Annotated in this window: 14 protein-coding genes; 5 read left to right on the forward strand and 9 right to left on the reverse strand. The window is 66.6% G+C overall.

From position 1 onward, the window contains the following. Window positions 1-7: 7 nt before the first annotated feature. Window positions 8-946, reverse strand: a complete 939-nt coding sequence (locus AC5RU7_RS07350; protein ID WP_494051717.1) for a phosphoribosylaminoimidazolesuccinocarboxamide synthase — start codon at window positions 944-946, stop codon at window positions 8-10. 1 nt (window position 947) lies between these two features. After that, window positions 948-2,264 carry a phosphoribosylamine--glycine ligase gene (purD, locus tag AC5RU7_RS07355; RefSeq protein WP_494051843.1) on the reverse strand — a complete coding sequence of 439 codons (1,317 nt, stop codon included), beginning with the start codon at window positions 2,262-2,264 and terminating at the stop codon, window positions 948-950. 100 nt (window positions 2,265-2,364) lie between these two features. Between purD and AC5RU7_RS07360 the strand changes: the two genes are divergently transcribed. Beyond that, window positions 2,365-3,933 carry a molybdopterin-dependent oxidoreductase gene (locus AC5RU7_RS07360; protein ID WP_494051718.1) on the forward strand — a complete coding sequence of 523 codons (1,569 nt, stop codon included), beginning with the start codon at window positions 2,365-2,367 and terminating at the stop codon, window positions 3,931-3,933. A gap of 43 nt (window positions 3,934-3,976) precedes the next feature. Further along, window positions 3,977-4,993, forward strand: coding sequence for an asparaginase (locus AC5RU7_RS07365; RefSeq protein ID WP_494051719.1), 1,017 nt, complete (start codon window positions 3,977-3,979; stop codon window positions 4,991-4,993). On the opposite strand, the gene AC5RU7_RS07370 is transcribed toward AC5RU7_RS07365, so the two are convergent. The 4 genes from AC5RU7_RS07370 to AC5RU7_RS07385 all read right to left on the reverse strand — a co-directional run bounded on the left by AC5RU7_RS07370 (window position 4,976) and on the right by AC5RU7_RS07385 (window position 10,636). After that, complete coding sequence (locus AC5RU7_RS07370) at window positions 4,976-6,367, reverse strand: UDP-glucose dehydrogenase family protein (RefSeq protein ID WP_494051720.1); 1,392 nt, start codon at window positions 6,365-6,367, stop codon at window positions 4,976-4,978. The genes AC5RU7_RS07365 and AC5RU7_RS07370 overlap by 18 nt on opposite strands. 62 nt (window positions 6,368-6,429) lie before the next feature. Further along, window positions 6,430-7,512 (reverse strand): right-handed parallel beta-helix repeat-containing protein, encoded by a 1,083-nt coding sequence (locus AC5RU7_RS07375; protein WP_494051721.1) that lies wholly within the window; start codon window positions 7,510-7,512, stop codon window positions 6,430-6,432. After that, window positions 7,509-9,359, reverse strand: coding sequence for a right-handed parallel beta-helix repeat-containing protein (locus AC5RU7_RS07380; RefSeq protein ID WP_494051722.1), 1,851 nt, complete (start codon window positions 9,357-9,359; stop codon window positions 7,509-7,511). The genes AC5RU7_RS07375 and AC5RU7_RS07380 overlap by 4 nt, the downstream gene beginning before the upstream one ends. Beyond that, window positions 9,356-10,636 (reverse strand): glycosyltransferase, encoded by a 1,281-nt coding sequence (locus tag AC5RU7_RS07385; protein WP_494051723.1) that lies wholly within the window; start codon window positions 10,634-10,636, stop codon window positions 9,356-9,358. Before AC5RU7_RS07385 ends, AC5RU7_RS07380 begins: the two co-directional genes overlap by 4 nt. Window positions 10,637-10,936: 300 nt before the next feature. On the opposite strand from AC5RU7_RS07385, the gene AC5RU7_RS07390 reads away from it, so the two are divergent. Further along, the gene (locus tag AC5RU7_RS07390) at window positions 10,937-11,314 is read left to right on the forward strand and encodes a sterol carrier family protein (protein ID WP_494009925.1); all 378 of its coding nucleotides are present in this window, start codon (window positions 10,937-10,939) and stop codon (window positions 11,312-11,314) included. A gap of 78 nt (window positions 11,315-11,392) precedes the next feature. Here AC5RU7_RS07390 and AC5RU7_RS07395 read toward each other — a convergent pair whose 3' ends face one another. Both AC5RU7_RS07395 and AC5RU7_RS07400 read right to left on the reverse strand, forming a co-directional pair. Continuing rightward, a complete protein-coding gene (locus AC5RU7_RS07395) occupies window positions 11,393-12,406 on the reverse strand; it encodes a putative endonuclease domain-containing protein (RefSeq protein ID WP_494051724.1) in 1,014 nt (337 codons plus the stop codon). A gap of 150 nt (window positions 12,407-12,556) precedes the next feature. Then, entirely contained in the window at window positions 12,557-13,321 is a 765-nt protein-coding gene (locus tag AC5RU7_RS07400) for an SDR family oxidoreductase (RefSeq protein ID WP_494051725.1), read from the reverse strand. Window positions 13,322-13,443: 122 nt separating this feature from the next. Here AC5RU7_RS07400 and aceE point away from each other — a divergent pair, with 122 nt between their 5' ends. Together aceE and nboR are read left to right on the forward strand one after the other, a co-directional pair. Next, entirely contained in the window at window positions 13,444-16,185 is a 2,742-nt protein-coding gene (gene aceE / locus AC5RU7_RS07405) for a pyruvate dehydrogenase (acetyl-transferring), homodimeric type (protein WP_494051726.1), read from the forward strand. 88 nt (window positions 16,186-16,273) lie between these two features. Further along, complete coding sequence (nboR, locus tag AC5RU7_RS07410) at window positions 16,274-16,894, forward strand: nicotine blue oxidoreductase (RefSeq protein ID WP_494051727.1); 621 nt, start codon at window positions 16,274-16,276, stop codon at window positions 16,892-16,894. Here nboR and AC5RU7_RS07415 read toward each other — a convergent pair. Next, window positions 16,883-17,524 (reverse strand): uracil-DNA glycosylase, encoded by a 642-nt coding sequence (locus AC5RU7_RS07415; RefSeq protein ID WP_494009458.1) that lies wholly within the window; start codon window positions 17,522-17,524, stop codon window positions 16,883-16,885. The two genes, nboR and AC5RU7_RS07415, sit on opposite strands and share 12 nt — an antisense overlap. Between the last annotated feature and the right edge of the window lie 7 nt (window positions 17,525-17,531).

Consider the following 17,531-nt stretch of genomic DNA (forward strand, 5'->3'; position numbering starts at 1 on the left):
GCTCCGGTCAGACGAAGGTTTTGCCGGTGATTTTCTCGTAGGCCTCGACGTAGCGGCTGCGGGTGCGTTCAACAACATCGGCCGGAAGCGCCGGCGGAGGCATGTCCAAGGACTTGTCCCATCCGGATTCGGCAGATGTCAGCCAGTCCCGGACGTACTGCTTGTCGTAGGACGGCTGAGCCTGCCCCGGCTTGTAGGTGGCGGCATCCCAGAACCGGGAGGAATCCGGTGTCAGCACCTCGTCGCCCAGGGTGATGGACCCGGAGACGGCGTCGTACCCGAACTCCACCTTGGTATCGGCGAGGATGATGCCCCGTTCTCGCGCGATGCGCTCCGCCGTCGTGTAGATCTTCAGGGTCAGTTCGCTGAGCCGGCCCGCGATGTCATCACCCACGAGGGCCACAACGGCGTCATACGTGATGTTCTCGTCATGCTCGCCGACTTCGGCCTTGGCCGAGGGCGTGAAGATGGCATGCTCCAGCCTGGAACCGTCCACCAGCCCCTCCGGCAGCGGGATGCCGCAGACGGTGCCGGACGCCCGGTATTCCTGCAGCCCGGACCCGGTGAGGTAGCCGCGCGCGATGCATTCCACCGGGAACATGTCCAGCTTCTTGCAGATCATGGCGCGGCCCTCGACCTCTGCGGGCACGCCGCCCTCAACCGTCGAGGCCAGCACGTGGTGCTCCACGCCCAGCTGGTCGAACCACCACAGGCTCAGCTGGGTGAGGATGCGGCCCTTGTCCGGAATCTCGCTGGACAGCACATGGTCGTAGGCGCTGATGCGGTCGCTGGCAACCACCAGCACGCATTCCTGGCCCACCTGCTGGACGATGGACTCGTCAGCGGGCTCGTACAGGTCCCTCACTTTGCCGGAGTAGACGTGCTTCCAGCCCGGGAGGTCCAGGGTGCTGGTGTTGAAGCCGCGGGGGGCGGGGGTGTCCGTCATGTCAGGCCTTCGCTTTCGTCACGGGCAGGGAACCGGTGGCTCCGTACGGAACCATGATTTCCCCGCGGGCTGCTTTCCCTGCAATGTCAGTGCGGTACTGCGAGCCTTCCAGCTGCACCAGCTCCACGCCGTCGTAAGCCCGTTCGCGCGCCTCCACCAGGTCGCTGCCCAGTGCGACGACGGCGAGCACCCGGCCACCGGCGGAAATGACCTTGCCCTGGTCGTCAAGGGCGGTTCCGGCGTGGATGACGTGCACGCCCTCCAACTCCTCCACCTTCTTCAGCCCCCGGATACGGTCGCCGGTGCGCGGCGTGTCCGGATAGTTTTCCGAGGCCACGACGACGGCGACGGCGGTTTCCTTCGCCCAGCGCAGCTCCTCCGCCTTGTCCAGTTCGCCCTTCGCGGCCGCCAGGAGCAGGGAACCGAGCGGCGTCTTCAGGCGGGCGAGGACGGCCTGGGTCTCCGGGTCGCCGAAGCGGACGTTGAACTCGATGACGCGGGTGCCGCGTGACGTCAGGGCGAGTCCCACGAACAGGACGCCCACGAAGGGGGTGCCGCGGCGGGCCATCTCGTTGACCGTGGGCTGGGCAACCCGCTCAAGGACTTCCTCCACCAGGCCGTCCGGAGCCCATTCCAGGGGCGTGTACGCTCCCATGCCGCCGGTGTTGGGGCCCTCATCGTTGTCGAAAATGCGCTTGAAGTCCTGGGCCGGAGAGAGCGCCACGGTGTTGTGGCCGTCGCAGAGCACGAAAAGGGAGACCTCGGGCCCGTCCAGGAACTCCTCGATGACCACCGAGCCGCCGGCGTCGAAGCAGGACTGCGCGTGGGCGAGCGCTTCCTCGCGGTTCTTGGTAACCACTACGCCCTTGCCGGCTGCGAGTCCGTCATCCTTCACCACGTAGGGTGCGCCGAAGGTATCAAGTGCCGAGGCGGCCTCTTCAGCGTTCGTGGCCACCATGGCCATGGCGGTGGGTACTCCGGCTTCGGCCATGATTTCCTTGGCGAACGCCTTGGAGGCCTCAAGCTGCGCGGCGGCCTTGCTGGGCCCGAACACGGGGATCCCGGCCTCGCGGACGGCATCCGACACGCCCGCGGCGAGCGGGGCCTCGGGGCCAACCACCACCAGGTCAACTGCGAGCTTGGTTGCGAGCGCCGCCACGGCGTCGGGATCGTTGCCGTTGATGTTGTGCGTGGGGACCAGCTTGCTGATGCCTGCGTTGCCGGGCGCTGCGTGGACCTCGGACACGTTGGGGTCTGCGAGCAGGGAGCGGACAATGGCGTGTTCGCGGCCTCCGGGGCCGATGACGAGTACCTTCACAGTCACCAAGGGTACTTTGTGCACCCTGCCCGCTCCTAAGCTGTGACCGCTTCCGGATCCCGCGACAAGTCCGCCGCCTGTGCCGCTCCGAACAACTGCCATGACGAAGCTTCGGAACTGGCTCAAAGGCCCACCCGCACTGTCTGCGCTGGCAGGGGTGGTGGCGGCCGCCGTCGTCCTTGCCGTTGCGGAGCTGGCTGGCGCATTCTTCACCGCCCGGGCAGCACCGCTGCTCGCCCTGGGCTCAACATTCATCGACTTCACGCCGCCCTGGCTCAAGGATTTCGCCATTGCCACGTTCGGCACCAACGACAAGGCCGCCCTGTTTGTGGGCATGGGGCTGACCATCGCCGCGCTCGCCTGCGTCCTGGGCGTCGTGGCCTACCGGCGGTGGGCCCTGGGCGTCCTGGGCATCCTGTTCATGGGCGCGGTAATTGTGGCCAGCGTGGTGACCCGCGCCGGCGTCGAACCGGTGGATGCGGTGCCCAGCGTGCTCGGAACGCTCGCTGGCCTGGTGGTGCTGCGGCGGCTGCTGGCCCCGCTGCATGGCATGAAACAGTGGCCGGAGGCACCGGCCGATGCTGCCCCAGGCAATCCGGCAACCAGCCGCCGCCGATTCTTCGCTGCGGCGGGCATCACCGCGGCGGCCGCCGGAATCGCCGCAACGGGAGGACGCCTTCTCGGTGCCGCCCGCAGCAACATCGCCAAGGCCCGGGAGGCCCTCCAGCTGCCGTCCCCGGCCAAAGCCGCACCCCCCGTTCCCGCCGGCGTACAGTCCGACGTGGCCGGCGTGCCGCCCTGGGTGACCCCCAACAACGAGTTCTACCGCATCGATACCGCCCTTAGCGTGCCGGAGATAAACGCCGAGGAATGGGAGCTCCGCGTCCACGGACTGGTGGAGGAGGAGGTCCGCCTCACCTTCCAGGATCTGCTCGACGCCGACCTGATCGAGTCGCACGTGACCCTCACCTGCGTGTCCAATCCGGTGGGCGGCAACCTGGCGGGCAATGCGAAGTGGCTGGGCCTGCCCATCCGGGAGGTGCTGCGCCGGGCCCGGCCAAAGGACGGTGCCGACATGGTGCTTTCCACCTCCATCGACGGCTTCAGCGCTTCCACCCCGCTGGAGGTCCTGCAGGATGACCGTGACGCGATGTTGGCCATCGGGATGAATGATGAGCCGCTGCCGCTGGAGCACGGCTACCCGGTGCGGATGGTGGTTCCGGGGCTGTACGGCTTCGTGTCCGCCACCAAATGGGTGGTTGACCTGGAAGTAACCCGCTTCGCGGACAGCAAGGCGTACTGGACCGAGCGTGGCTGGTCCGAGCGCGGCCCCATCAAGACGATGGCACGCGTGGACGTGCCGAAATCGTTCGCCAAGGTTCCGGCCGGAAAGGTCGCGGTGGGCGGCACGGCCTGGGCGCAGACCCGCGGCATCACGAAGGTGGAGATCCAGATCGACAATGCGGACTGGGTGGAGGCTGAGCTGTCCACCAAGGCATCACTGGTGACCTGGCGGCAATGGTCCTACGAGTGGGATGCCGCGCCGGGCGCCCACTACATCAAGGTCCGGGCCACGGACGGCACCGGCGAGGTGCAGACGGACCAGCGGGCCGATCCCGTGCCCGACGGTGCGTCCGGCTGGCAGTCCGTGATGGTCACGGTGGAGTAGCACCTTCCGCGATATTCCTGCGGGCGGCCCCTAGACTGGCACCATGCCGCACAATCCGCACGCCACGTTCACCGTGGACTCCGCCGTCGAACTGGCCGTGATCGAGCGCAGCGGTTTCGTGGAGTCGCGGCACATCGGCTCAGCCGTCCTCCTGTCCGCCGACGGATCGGTGGTCACCGAGCTTGGCGACATCAACACGCCCATCTACGCCAGGTCCGCCCTGAAGCCGTTCCAGGCGCTGGCGGCCATGCAGTCCGGCGTCCCGCTGCGCGGAGCCCAGGTGGCGATTGCCTGCGGCAGCCACACCGGATCGCTGGACCACATGGACGTGGTGGCCGGAATGCTGAAGGCTGCAGGTGTCCGGGAGGACCAGCTCCAGTGCCCGGAGGCGTGGCCGCAGGACGAGACGGCCAGGAACTGGCTGGTCCGCTCGGAAAAGGGCAAGTCGCGGCTGGCGTACAACTGTTCCGGCAAACATGCGGCCTTCCTCTGGGCCTGCACTGAAAACGGCTGGGACACCCACAGCTACCTCGAGCCCAACCATCCGCTGCAGCAGCGGGTCCGCACCGTCATCGAAGAATACACGGGCGAGAAGATCGCCCACCTGGGCATCGACGGCTGCGGCGCCCCGGTGGCGGCAGTTTCCCTGACGGGTGTGGCCCGGGGCTACTCGCAGCTGGCCAAGGCTCCAGGCGACCAGGCATACAGCGCCCGCGCAGCCACCATTGCAACCTCCATGCTGGATTACCCGTGGGCAGTCCAGGGCGTGGGTGAAGCCAACACCATGGTGATGGACGAGCTGGGAATCATTGCCAAGATCGGGGCGGAAGGGGTCCTGGCCATGGCCACCGCGCAGGGCGTGTCCGTGGCGGTCAAGATCCTGGACGGAAACGTCAGGGCCACCTCGCTGGTGGCCCTGACGCTCCTTGCCGCGGCCGGCGCCGTCGACATTCCGGGCGTCGCCAGTGTCCTGGAACGGGTGGTGGAACCGGTTCTCGGCGGCGGACGGCCGGTGGGCAGGATCCGGCTCGGACCCGCCGTATCAGCGCTGCTGGACTGACCCCTCCGCTTCCTGCCGTGCCAGTGCGGCCTGGTACGGCCGGCCCAGGGCACGGTATTCCCAGCCGCAGGCACGGTACCGGCCTGCATCAAGGGCGTGCCGGCCGTCAACCATCCGGCGGTGCCGGACCAGGCTGCCCAGGTAGTCCGGTTCGGCGGACCGGAACTCGTCCCACTCCGTCAGGAGCGCCACCACGTCGGCGTCCCCGACGGCGGAGGCCAGTGAAGCCGCGTAGTTCAGGTCCGGATACAGCCGGTGTGCATTGGCATTTGCCTCAGGGTCGTACACCGTGACCAACGCCCCTTCCAGGTAGAGCATCCGGGCTACGTCCAGGGCGGGTGCGTCGCGGACGTCGTCGGAGTTCGGTTTGAAGGCGGCACCCAGCGCAGCCACCCGGACCCCGGCCAGGTTTCCCCCTGCAAGTTCCCGTACCAGGTCCACGGTGCGGACGCGACGTCGGTTGTTGATCGAGTCCACTTCGCCCAGGAAGCTGACAGCCTGACCCACCCCCAGCTGTTCGGCCCGGTGCTTGAAGGCGCGGATGTCCTTGGGCAGGCAACCGCCGCCGAAGCCGAGCCCGGGCTTGAGGAACCTGCCGCCGATCCGGTCGTCCAGGCTGAGGGCTTGGGCCAGCATGCTGACGTCCGCGGAGGTTGCCTCGCAGACTTCGGCCATGGCGTTGATGAAGGAGATTTTGGTGGCCAGGAAGGAGTTTGCTGCCACCTTAACGAGTTCCGCCGTCGGCATGTCCGCCACGATCAGCGGGGTGCCTGCCGCCAGCAGCGGTTCGAAGGCCTGCCGCAGGATGGATTCAGACCATTCCGATGCCACCCCGAACACCAGCCGGTCCGGGTGCAGGGTGTCCTGCACGGCGAACCCCTCACGCAGGAACTCCGGATTCCACGCCACCTCCAGCTCCGGCCCCAGGGGCGAGATGTCCGCAACCATCCCCGCGAGCCGGGCGGCTGTACCAATGGGCACCGTGGATTTCCCCACCAGCAGGGCCTTGCGGTTGATCCGCGCCGCGAGGCCGGCAAAGGCGGCGTCCACATAGGTCAGGTCCGCGGCCGACGAGTTGGGCGCCTGGGGTGTTCCCACACAGATGAAGTGCACGTCGCCGAACTGCGCCACCTCGTCCAGGTCGGTGGTGAACATCAGCCGCCCGGATGCCAGCGCCTCGTCCAGCTTCTCCGGAAGCCCGGGTTCATAGAAGGGGACTTCGCCGGCGGACAGTTGCGCGATCTTGCGCTGGTCAACATCGAATCCCAGGACGTCAAAGCCCATGACCGCCATACAGATGGCGTGCGTGGCACCGAGGTAGCCGGTCCCGACCACCGTGATTTTGGGCGCACTGAAGGAAGGAAGGGTGTTCATTGGTTTCTCGATTCCGTCTCGGAGGGAGGAGCGGGTGTTGCGCCGGATGGCCGGCAGGTCCCCTAGCTGGTACAGGTGATGTTGGACAGTCCCTGGCCAGCCTGCGAGGCTGTGTTGCTGCAATCGACGATGTTGTCGCGCGCGGGTTTCAATGAGTAGCCGAGTCCGGGCCCGTTGACTTCGGCCACGTTGCCGCGGAAGACGTTGTCCGTGCCCCAGCCGTCAATAATCTCGTGTGTCTGGAATCCGTCCTGCGGCGAGTTCCTGCCGGAATTCGCCTCGATCTTCCAGCCCCTGCCTTTGACGTCCACCCAGGAGTCGGCCTCCGTCATGCCCGTGCCGTCAAAGACGTTCCCGGCCAGGACACCGCCGGATGTGCCTTCCTTGATGTCGACGCTTTCGGCGGTGGTGTTGGAGACCGTGTTGCCCCGGATCTCGTTCCTGTCGCTCTTGTCAGGTTCGCAGGAGGCGACGCCGCACCAGTTGCTTTCCGCGGTGCCGATGTAGATCCCCTCACCGAACTTCGGCTTTCGGAGTCCGGCGCCGCGGATGGTGTTGCCGGTGATTTTGTTGTCGGTGCTGAACTTCCGCAAGTGGATGGCTTCGTCACCGACGTTTTCGATCGTCAGCCCCTGGAAAACCGAGTGGTCTGTTTCATCGGCCATGACACCCTTTTGCCCGTTCCGGACGGTGAAGCCCTGCAGTACCCAGTACGAGGCCTGTTCCACGTGGAGGACGTAGCCGTCCTCCACGCCGCCGCCGTCAAGGACAGCCCCCTGCCCGCCGCAGAGGGTTATCCGCTGCCCTGCGGTTCCTGCCCCGGTTGCCCGGAAGTTGCCCAGGTAGGTGCCGTCAGCCAGATGAATGACGGTGCCGGGCGCCGGGGCGGCCAGGGCGGCGGCGAGCTCCGCCGCCGTCGTCACCGTCACTGTCGTGGGAGGGCATGGCGCGGGGACGGCCGGAACACTGGCGCCGACGGAAGGCGCGGGGCCTTCTAGGCTTCCGTCCGTCCCTGCCGGTGGTGCGCCGCCGCCTTGGGGTCCGGTGTCCTCAATGCTCATGATGGCCAGAGCTCCAATCACCAGGGCGGCCAGGACTGCGGCGAGCGCTGCCCAGGCTCCGGGTGTGATCCGGCGGCTGGTCACGTCGGCTGCCTCACGTCGTCGTATGCCACCACTCCCCTGCCCAGGGAGGTCAGCGGGACGTGGTCCGCGTAGGGGCTGCGGATGACGCGCTCGGCGTTCCTGCCGCGGGCGACGGCGGTGACCAGCAGTAGCGCCGCGAGGACCAACCAGATGAAGGTAAGGGGCTGGAAAACGGATTTGACCGCCCGTTCCACCGTGAACGCAGGAGTCCAGGCCAGAACGTCGTTTTCGCCCAGCGACGCTCCTGCCGAGGCTTCCATCCAGATGGCGGTGGACCCGTTGCCGGCGATGGAGTTGCCGGACACCGTGGTCGTGGGCACCTCCCCCAGCAAGCTGATGCCGTGGTTGGAAATGCCGTTCAGATGGTTGCCGCTGATCCTGGCGCCGGCGTCGCGGACATAGATGCCGGTGTCGCCCCCGGTGATGGTATTGCCGCTCACCTCGGCGGTGGAGCCCGCGTCCCGCACGGCAATGGACTGGCGGGCGTTGTCCGCCAGTCTGTTTCCCGTGATGGTGACGCCTTTGGCGCCGTCAGCTGCCACGATGCCCACTTCGCTGCCTGTCACGCGGTTGTCCCTGAGCGCCAGCGCGGTACCGCCGATGACCTCGATCCCATAACGTGCGTTGTCTTCGAAGGTACTGCCAGCAACGGTGTTGCCGCCATAAACGTCGACGGCGGTTCCGACGGCGTTGGGACCGTCCGCCAGGGCGCGCCCGTCCAACGAGATCCCGTTCCGTCCGTTGCCCGCGGCCTGCACCCCGTCCAGCGTGACGCCCCGGGTGGAGCGTCCCACGCTGATGCCGTCCACGGCGTTTCCGGATGAGATGGTGGCGGTGATGGTGGCGTTGGAGACAAACCGGTGGAGCACCAGGCCATCGACGAGGCTTCCGGTGATGGTGGTGTCCCGCACGGCGATGTCCCTGGCGTTGGTAACGAAGAGGCCGAAGGCGTTGTTGCGGAGCCGGACATTGTCGATTCCCGCCGTCACCATGCTGTAGTCCTGTGCTGATTCCTGGGTGAGGGTCGCCAGGTCCGCGTCCGGCAGGAGACGGGCGCCGCCGGTGGCGGCCTCCGTTTCGGCTGGCGTCGGCGGTTCCCCCGTGAAGGTGCCCACAGCGTCGGTGCCGGTGAGGGAAAGCCCACCGGTATTGCCGCTCCAGAAACCCATGTCGGTTACGTCCGCGGAGGCGAAGGAAGCGTGGCCGCCCAGCACCCTGATGTAGGCGCGCCCGTCCACGGTGCTTCTGTCGGGCGCGCCCTTTGTACTGTCCCAGCTGGTGATGTTGACACGGGCCGGTTCGGAGCCGGCGAGCGCGAGGGACCCGCCGAGGGACACGATGGACACGAAAGTCTCCGGCCCGCTCTCCAGCCGCAGGTTCAGGGCCGCAGCAGGGTCCGGCGGGGCAAGGGACAAGGTGGCGCCGGCAAGGACAGCGATACTTTCGGACAGCAGGTACGCACCGTCGGAATGCAGGCGGAAGGCATTGGGGGCAAGGGCGAGCAGGTCGGCCACGGTGTACGGCTCACTCCTGGCGGGCAGGACCAGCGTGTAACTGGATCCTGTCCGGATCCGGTAGGGACCTTCCAGCCCTTCCACCCGCCAGCGTGCTGCCGACGCGATGGTCCGGACGTAGACCAGGCGTTCATCCTCCTGTTCTACGAGCCGGGCTTCACTGGCCGGGTTGCCCGGGTACAGCACGCCCTGCACGTTGCCGTTGGCCGCTATCTCGTTCCGGCCCAGCGCCTCCGCGGCAGGGTCCCCGCCCGGGGTGCCGGCGTAGATGAAGCCCGCTGTCCCCAGCACCGCGGTGAGGCCTGCCGCTGCGATGGCCCGCCGGGCCCTCATGCCGCCACCTCCCCCGTGCTGAGGGTTCGGGCGTCCTGGCCGTCGCCGCCCGTCTGGTGGGCGTGGCGGGTGAGCCAGCCCTGCTTGTTCATGGTTACGAAGGCGTACATCTTGATGGGCAGCGCCACCAGGATCACCGTCAGGGCCAGGACCGGCAGGATCAGGAGGTCCTTGGGGTGCCGGCGAAGGTGGGAGATGCCGCGGATCCCACGGCCGAGGAGTAGCCAGCAGGCGGCGGCGCCGACACCAAAGGGGGTGGGATCCAGTCGGTGGAAGATGAGGTACACCAGGGTGAGGCCCATGGTGACAGGGGTCAGCAGGATCTGCAGGACCGTCACCTTTGTCACGAACGGGACCCGCCACAGCCATCCTTTGGCGATGGCCGTCAGGTAGCAGCGGTAGGAGTTCCGGCTCCAGCGGATACGTTGTTTCATGAACGCCCGGAAGCTGGCGGGGAACATGGACAGGGCCCGGGCCGATGACTGGTGGACTGTCCTGTAGCCGGAGGCCAGGACCAGCCAGGTGAGGCGGCCGTCGTCGCCGGAGATGCAGCGGCGGCCCATGAAGTACTCGTTTTCCAGGTGCTCGATGACGTCCAACACCGCGCTTCGGCGGTAGACGGCCGTGCGGCCGGAAACGCAGGGAACGGCGCCTGCGCGGCCCATGGCCGGGACATAGTCCAGGTACCTGACGTTGACCAGCCAGTCCGCGATGCGGCGCCAGATGCTGGTGTCCCGCTGGTACACGTTCTGGTGGGTGCCCACTGCTCCCACCAACGGGTCCGCAAAGGGCATCTGGACATTGGCGAGCAGGCCGGGCTGCCACCACGTGTCCGAGTCCGTGAGGACCAGGATCTCGTGCCGGGCCATCCGCATGCCCACTCCCAGGGCGGACCTTTTGCCCAGGTGGTGGAACAGGACGGGGCGGATGGTGCTGTCACCGAGGGCGGTGATGCGCTGGTAGGCCTCCAGGTCCTCCACATCAAGGACAATGATGATCTCGTCCGGCTTCTGCTGCCGCCAGGACTCCAGCGCACCCATCAGGATGTCTGGATCCTCATGGAACGAGGGGACAATCACCGACGTCGACGCCCGGAAGTCCGTGACGATGGGGCCTGCCCGGTGGGACAGTACGAAACGGTACAGCCAGAGGCCCCAGACGATGACGCCTGCCACGGCCAGCGGAAAGTAGGGCGAGAATTCTGCGTAGAACTCACTGAAGCTGCTGCCGATGAGTAGCTTGAATGCGTCGTCGATGTAGGGCGGAAGAGTAGGCATGGGCAGTCCTTCGCTGGGGAAAATCAGTGAGGGAATCGCCGGCTGAACGGCCGGCGCTAGGTCTTGCCGCCACGGAAAGATGTGGCGGGCCCTGGATGATGCCCCCGTTTCTTGAGGGTCCGGGCTTCTGCTGCCGGCTCTTCGATGAGCCTTCCTTACGAGCATGCTCGATCGGGTTCGGATCCCACCAGTCACCGCGGTACTCTAATTGCCCTTGCGGCTACCCGTCTTTCCGGTGGACCGCTACTCGCCCATTCAGGGCGCAATACTGAGAATTCCTACCGGATGGGAGCCGGAAACATGGCTGTAGCACGCCGTCGGATCGATGTTGAGGAAGGCGCGGCGGCGCTGGCCGCATGGCGGAAAGCCGCCGAATCGCCGTCGGACGCTCCGCTGCCCCGAACTGTGCTGGCTACGGCTGTGCGCTTTTCACTGGAGGAAGTCACCGCCCGCGCACCCGGCAATTCGGTGGAGGTGCGCGTGCCGCCGTTCGGTGTCACGCAGTGCGTGGAAGGTCCCCGGCATACGCGCGGCACCCCGCCCAACGTCATTGAGTGCGACGCCGCCACCTGGCTTGGCATGGTGACGGGACAGTTGGGCTGGGCGGAGGCCGTCGCTGCCGGCAAGGTGGCAGCGTCCGGGCTGCGCGCGGACCTCTCGGAGCTCCTCCCCCTCTAAGCTCCTTCCCTGCCTTGAAGTTTTTGTCCAGATATGGCGAGTTATGTCCGCCTGAACCCGCCGTATCTGGACAAAAACTCAGCGGTGCCAGCCCTGTTTGCGCAGCGCCTGACGGACCCTGGACACCACCCACTCCGCACCCCGCTCCATGTCGATGCGGTTGATCTTCACCTGCCGCCACCCGGCCTCACCAACGCGCTGGTCCCGGTACGCATCCAGCCCCTGCTGTTCCGGCGTCAGATGGTGCAGGCCCTCATACTCAAGGCAGGTCCGGAACCGGGGACAGCCCAAATCAGTCCAGACGGGTCTGCCCAGCGCATCATCAACCCGGCAGTTGGGCAGGAACTCCGGCAGGCCGGCGTCGTCCAGCATCAGTCGCAGCCTCGTTTCCGGCGGTGAGTCGACCCCCACGCGCAATTGCTCCAGTGCTTCCCTGGCCTTGCGCACGCCATGAATCCCGTTCGCCCCTTCCACGAATTTCCTGAGTTCCCGCAGGGATACCATTGGCAGCCTTGCCTCTCCGAAGCTTCTGCTGTGCTCGCTGACGATGGCGTCCCCGGCAACTATGAGGTCATCCAAAGGCAAGATTGAACCGAGGTCCACCCACGTCCGGGCGACTGACGTAAGCCTCAACCCATCAACATCGATGAGGTCACCGTCCCGGATCTTCAACCGGTGACCCGCAACTCCTTTGCGCCGGGGAAGCGTTCCGCCGCCGCGACGAGACAAGTGCAGGAACCTGCCGGGCTCACGGAAATGCGCGCCTGATTTCTTGCCCCAGGGAACAGGTTCGACGACGGTGGTTACTGGCCCGCCGCCGTCGGGCCGGAACTCGGCCCACGGGGGCAGGGGAAGCCGAAGAATCTCCGCGGCGGTGGTGAGGGTGGCAAAGGTATCCGTGTCGAGACACGTGTGGGAACGGACAAGGGCAGCGATTTCGGGCGAAAAAGACTTCGGTACCCGGATGCCCCGGCTGGGCCGGTAAAGATCGGCCCCCTTCAGCCGGCTCGGCGACATTCCGGCCTGCACCGCGTCCGGAAGGACGAAGGGCCTATCGCTGATTTCCGGAGGCAACGGTGAAAGTCTTCCCATGCATCCATTGAGTCACCAACGGACCACCGGTGATCACTTATCCACAGCAAGATCCCCGGCTCCGGGAATTTTTGTCCAGAAATGGCGGGCTCGCGGCCACGGAAGTCGCCATATGTGGACAAAAACTCTATGGGTGGGAAGGAGAAGGGGTCAGCCGCGGCCGATGAAGGGCATGCCCGCGGCGGTTACCACCACTGAGCCCACGCTGGCTGTGGGCGGCATGTTGGCCATCATCAGTACCGCCCGGGCTGCGTCCGCCACCGGAAACATCGGTTCCACCCGGCGGCTGCCGTCCGCCTGGAGTGCGCCCGAGCCGACGCCGATAGTGTCCATGATCTCCGTGGCCGTGTTGCCGATATCTATCTGGCCGCAGGTGATGCCGAAACCGCGACCGTCCAGTTCAATGCTCTTGGTCAGGCCCGTCATCGCATGCTTGGTAACGGTGTACGCCACGGTCCGGGGCCGGGGCGAGTGCGCGGAGATGGAGCCGTTGTTGATGATCCGCCCGCCCTGCGGCTCCTGGGCCTTCATGATCCTGACGGCGGCCGCCGCGCACAGCATGGACCCGGTGAGGTTCACGGCCACCGTGGCGTTCCAGTCGTCCACGCTGATCTCATCCACGCTGGCCGCCGGGCCGAACACGCCGGCGTTGTTGAACAACACGTCCACCCGGCCCCATTGCTGCCGGGCGGCCTCGAAAAGGCGCTCGACGTCGTCGGGCCGGGTGACGTCGCACGGCACCACCAGAGCGTCCGGGCTGCCGTCCGCCGTTTCCTTCAACTGCGCCTCTCGGCGCCCGGCGAGGGCCACCCGGTAACCGTCCGCCAGCATCTGCCGGGCCACTTCACGGCCGATGCCGGAGCCGGCCCCCGTGACGACGGCAACCTTGCCGTACTGCCGATCAGTATCTCCCATTTGTGGCACTCCTTCCGCGGTCATAATTGACCCACAATTTCTATACTATCTAATATCGTTCTACAGAAATGTTTTCTCACAATACGAAAACATGAGCCATTCGACGATGAAATGAGGCTCCCGTGGCTGCAGGAGAAGATACCTCCCATATCCTCAGCGGGTTGACTAACCAGCTGCCTGATCGTGATCCGGAAGAGACTGCCGAGTGGGTTGAGTCCCTGGACGCGCTGATCAGGGAACAGGGTACCGAGCGTGCCCAATTCATCATGCGGAGCCTGCTGCAGCGTGCGGGCGCGCAGAGCGTCGGGGTGCCGATGGTGACCACCACCGATTACGTGAACACGATCCCGGTGGACCAGGAAGCACCGTTCCCGGGCAACGAGGAATACGAACGCCGCTACCGGGCGTACATGCGCTGGAACGCCGCGGTGATGGTGCACCGGGCGCAGCGGCCGGACATCGCCGTCGGCGGGCACATTTCCACCTACGCCGGCGCGGCCACCCTGTACGAGGTCGGGTTCAACCACTTCTTCCGCGGCAAGGATGCCCCCGGCGGCGGGGACCAGGTGTTCTTCCAGGGCCACGCGTCCCCGGGCATGTACGCCCGCGCGTTCATGGAAGGCCGCCTCTCGGAGGAGGACCTGGACGGGTTCCGGCAGGAAAAGTCCCGCGAGGGCCATGCCCTGTCCTCCTACCCGCACCCGCGGCTGATGCCGCAGTTCTGGGAATTCCCCACCGTGTCCATGGGCATCGGGCCGATGAACGCGATCTACCAGGCCCAGTCCAACCGGTACCTGCACAACCGGGGCCTGAAAGACACCTCTGACCAGCAGGTCTGGGCGTTCCTGGGCGACGGCGAAATGGACGAGCCCGAATCCCGCGGCCTGCTCCAGCTCGCCGCGAACGAGAACCTGGACAACCTGAACTTCGTGATCAACTGCAACCTCCAGCGCCTGGACGGGCCGGTGCGCGGCAACGGCAAGATCATGCAGGAACTCGAAGCGTTCTTCCGCGGCGCGGGCTGGAACGTGATCAAGGTCGTCTGGGGCCGGGAATGGGATGACCTGCTCACCCGCGACACCGACGGGTCGCTGGTGAAGATCATGAACGAAACCCCCGACGGGGACTACCAGACCTACAAGGCCGAGTCCGGCGGGTTCGTCCGCGAACACTTCTTCGGCAAGGACCCCCGCACCAAGGACCTGGTCGCGGACCTCACCGATGACCAGATCTGGAACCTCAAGCGCGGCGGCCACGACTACCGCAAGGTCTACGCCGCGTACAAGGCAGCCACCGAATTCAAGGGCAAACCCACCGTCATCCTCGCCAAAACCGTCAAGGGCTACGGACTCGGACCCCACTTCGAAGGCCGCAACGCCACCCACCAGATGAAAAAACTCACGCTTCAGGACTTGAAGGAATTCCGGGATTACCTCCGGATTCCCATTTCCGACGCCCAACTGGAGGCTGACCCCTATCGCCCGCCCTACTTCCATCCGGGAGCGGACGCACCCGAGATCGCCTACCTGCTGGACCGCCGGCGGGAGCTAGGCGGCTTCACTCCGGAACGGCGTTCAAACCACCAGGCCGTGGAACTGCCGGATGCCAAGTCTTACGAGGTGGCCAAGCGCGGCTCGGGCAAGCAGCAGGCAGCCACCACCATGGCATTCGTCAGGCTCCTGAAGGACCTGCTCCGCGACAAGAAGTTCGGGCACCGGCTGGTTCCCATCGTGCCTGATGAATCCCGTACGTTCGGCATGGATGCGTTCTTCCCGACGGCGAAGATCTATAACCCGGGCGGCCAGAACTACCTGTCCGTGGACCGTGACCTGGTCCTGGCCTACAAGGAATCCCCCGCAGGCCAGCTGATCCACCCCGGCATCAACGAAGCCGGCGCCGTGGCAGCCTTCACCGCCGCCGGCACCGCCTACGCCACCCACGGCGTGCCCCTGGTCCCGGTCTACGTCTTCTACTCCATGTTCGGCTTCCAGCGCACCGGGGACGCCTTCTGGGCAGCCGCGGACCAGATGACCCGCGGCTTTATCATCGGCGCCACCGCAGGACGGACCACCCTCACCGGCGAAGGCCTCCAGCACGCCGACGGCCACTCCCCCCTGCTCGCCTCCACCAACCCGGCAGTAGTCACCTACGACCCCGCCTACGGCTACGAAATGGGCCACATCATCCGCGACGGCCTCGAACGGATGTACGGCCCCGACAGCACGGACAAGAACCTCATGTACTACCTCACCGTGTACAACGAGCCCATCGTCCAGCCCGCCGAACCCGAGGAACTGGACGTCGAGGGCGTCATCAAGGGCATCTACCGCCTGTCCGGATCGGACGCGAAGGGACCCAAAACCCAGCTCCTGGCCTCCGGCGTCTCCGTCCCCTGGGCCCTCGAAGCCCAGCGGATCCTTGCCGAGGACTGGTCCGTCTCCGCCGACGTCTGGTCCGTCACCTCCTGGAACGAACTCCGCCGCGACGGCCTCGCCGCCGAAGAGGAAGCCTTCCTCAACCCGGGCGAACCAGCCCGGATCCCGTTCGTGGCGCAGCAGCTGGCCGAGGCACAAGGGCCTGTCGTCGCCGTCTCGGACTACATGAAGGCCGTCCCGGACCAGATCCGGCAATTCCTGCCGCACCAGTTCGCCACCCTGGGCGCCGACGGCTTCGGCTTCTCGGACACCCGCGCCGCAGCCCGCCGCTACTTCAAGAACGACACCCACTCCATCGTGGTCAAAGCCCTGCAGATGCTGGCGGCGAGGGGCGAGGTGGAGGAGGCAGCGCCGTCGTACGCGATGGACCGCTACAAGCTGCTGGACGTGAACGCCGGAACCACCGGAGGAGCCGGCGGAGAGGCCTGACCCACGGTCGGAGTTTTTGTCCAGTTATAGCGACTTCAACGCCCCTAAGCCCGCCGTACCTGGACAAAAATTCCACTAGGGTGCAGCTATGGGGAACATGCGCACCACCGGAGTCGTCCTGGCCGCCGGCGCCGGGACCCGGCTGGGCCTGGGCCCCAAGGCATTGCTCGCCTACCGCGGCCGGCCGCTGGTAGAGGCGGTCGCCGGAACCCTGCTCGACGGCGGCTGCCGCGACGTGGTGGTGGTCCTTGGAGCGGGCGCACCGGACGTCGCAGCCAAGGCCGACCTGGACCGCTACCGGGTCATCGTCAACCAGGACTGGCGCACGGGCATGGGCAGTTCGTTCCTGCTCGGCGACCTGGAAGCGGACCCCGAGGACCATCTCCTCATCGCCCTCGTGGACCAGCCCGGCCTGACCCGGACAACGGTGGGCAGGCTCCTCGCCTCCCACCGGCCCGGACGGATCACCGCCGCCGCCTACCGCCCCCCGCAGGCGCCCGACGCCGGCCTGCCGCCTGCGCTGCGCCGCGGCCATCCCCTGCTCATCGATGCCTCGCTGCGGAAGGCGGTCAGCGCAACGGTGACGGGCGACGCCGGGGCGCGCACCTTCCTAAAGTCGCATCCTGAGCTGGTGGACGAGGTGGATTGCAGCGACCAGTCCACCGGCGGGGACGTGGACACCCCGGACCAGTTGAGCCTACTCCAGTAGCAGTTCCTGCAGTCCCTGCTTGAAGCCGGTCCGGCCGCCGTGGGACGGGTGCCGGATTTTGGGCACGTCCAGGCCGGCCTGAAGCAGGCTGCGGTGCGCCACATTGCCCACGGCCACGAGCCTGCGGATGGCGAACAGCTCAGCCAGCGCCTGCCAGAACGGCGTCCCCAGGGCTGTTTCCGCAGGCCGTGGCGTCCGGTTGGTCTGCGGCTGGCCGGGCCGGTGCGGGTGCCAGGGGAAGGCGCTCCACAGCAAGGGCAGGAACTCGAGCTCGGCCAGGACCTGCCACATCACGGTTGCTGTCGGCTCGGCCGGGACACCCGCAGCGTCAGGCGGCAGGACGTATCCCGTGCCCGCGCCGAAAAGGCCAAAACTGTTGGCCGGTCCTTCAAACATGGTCCGGTTGGTGAACGGGACCCCGGTGATGCGCATGCCGCGGAAGCCGGGCGCTTCGCCCACCAGAAGCACGTCCGGCGAGAAATCCAGCATTGCCGAAAGGTACAGCCGCAGGTTCGCCCGGCGAACTGCATTAGCGGGCACCGAGTGGTCGAAAAAGTTGGTGCATGCAGGCCCGGGCTCCGCCGCAGCAAGGGCCGCAACGAACCTGTCGAGGCCTGCAGCGGGACTCATCAGGCAG

The sequence above is a fragment of the Arthrobacter sp. K410C genome (genome assembly GCF_059090105.1).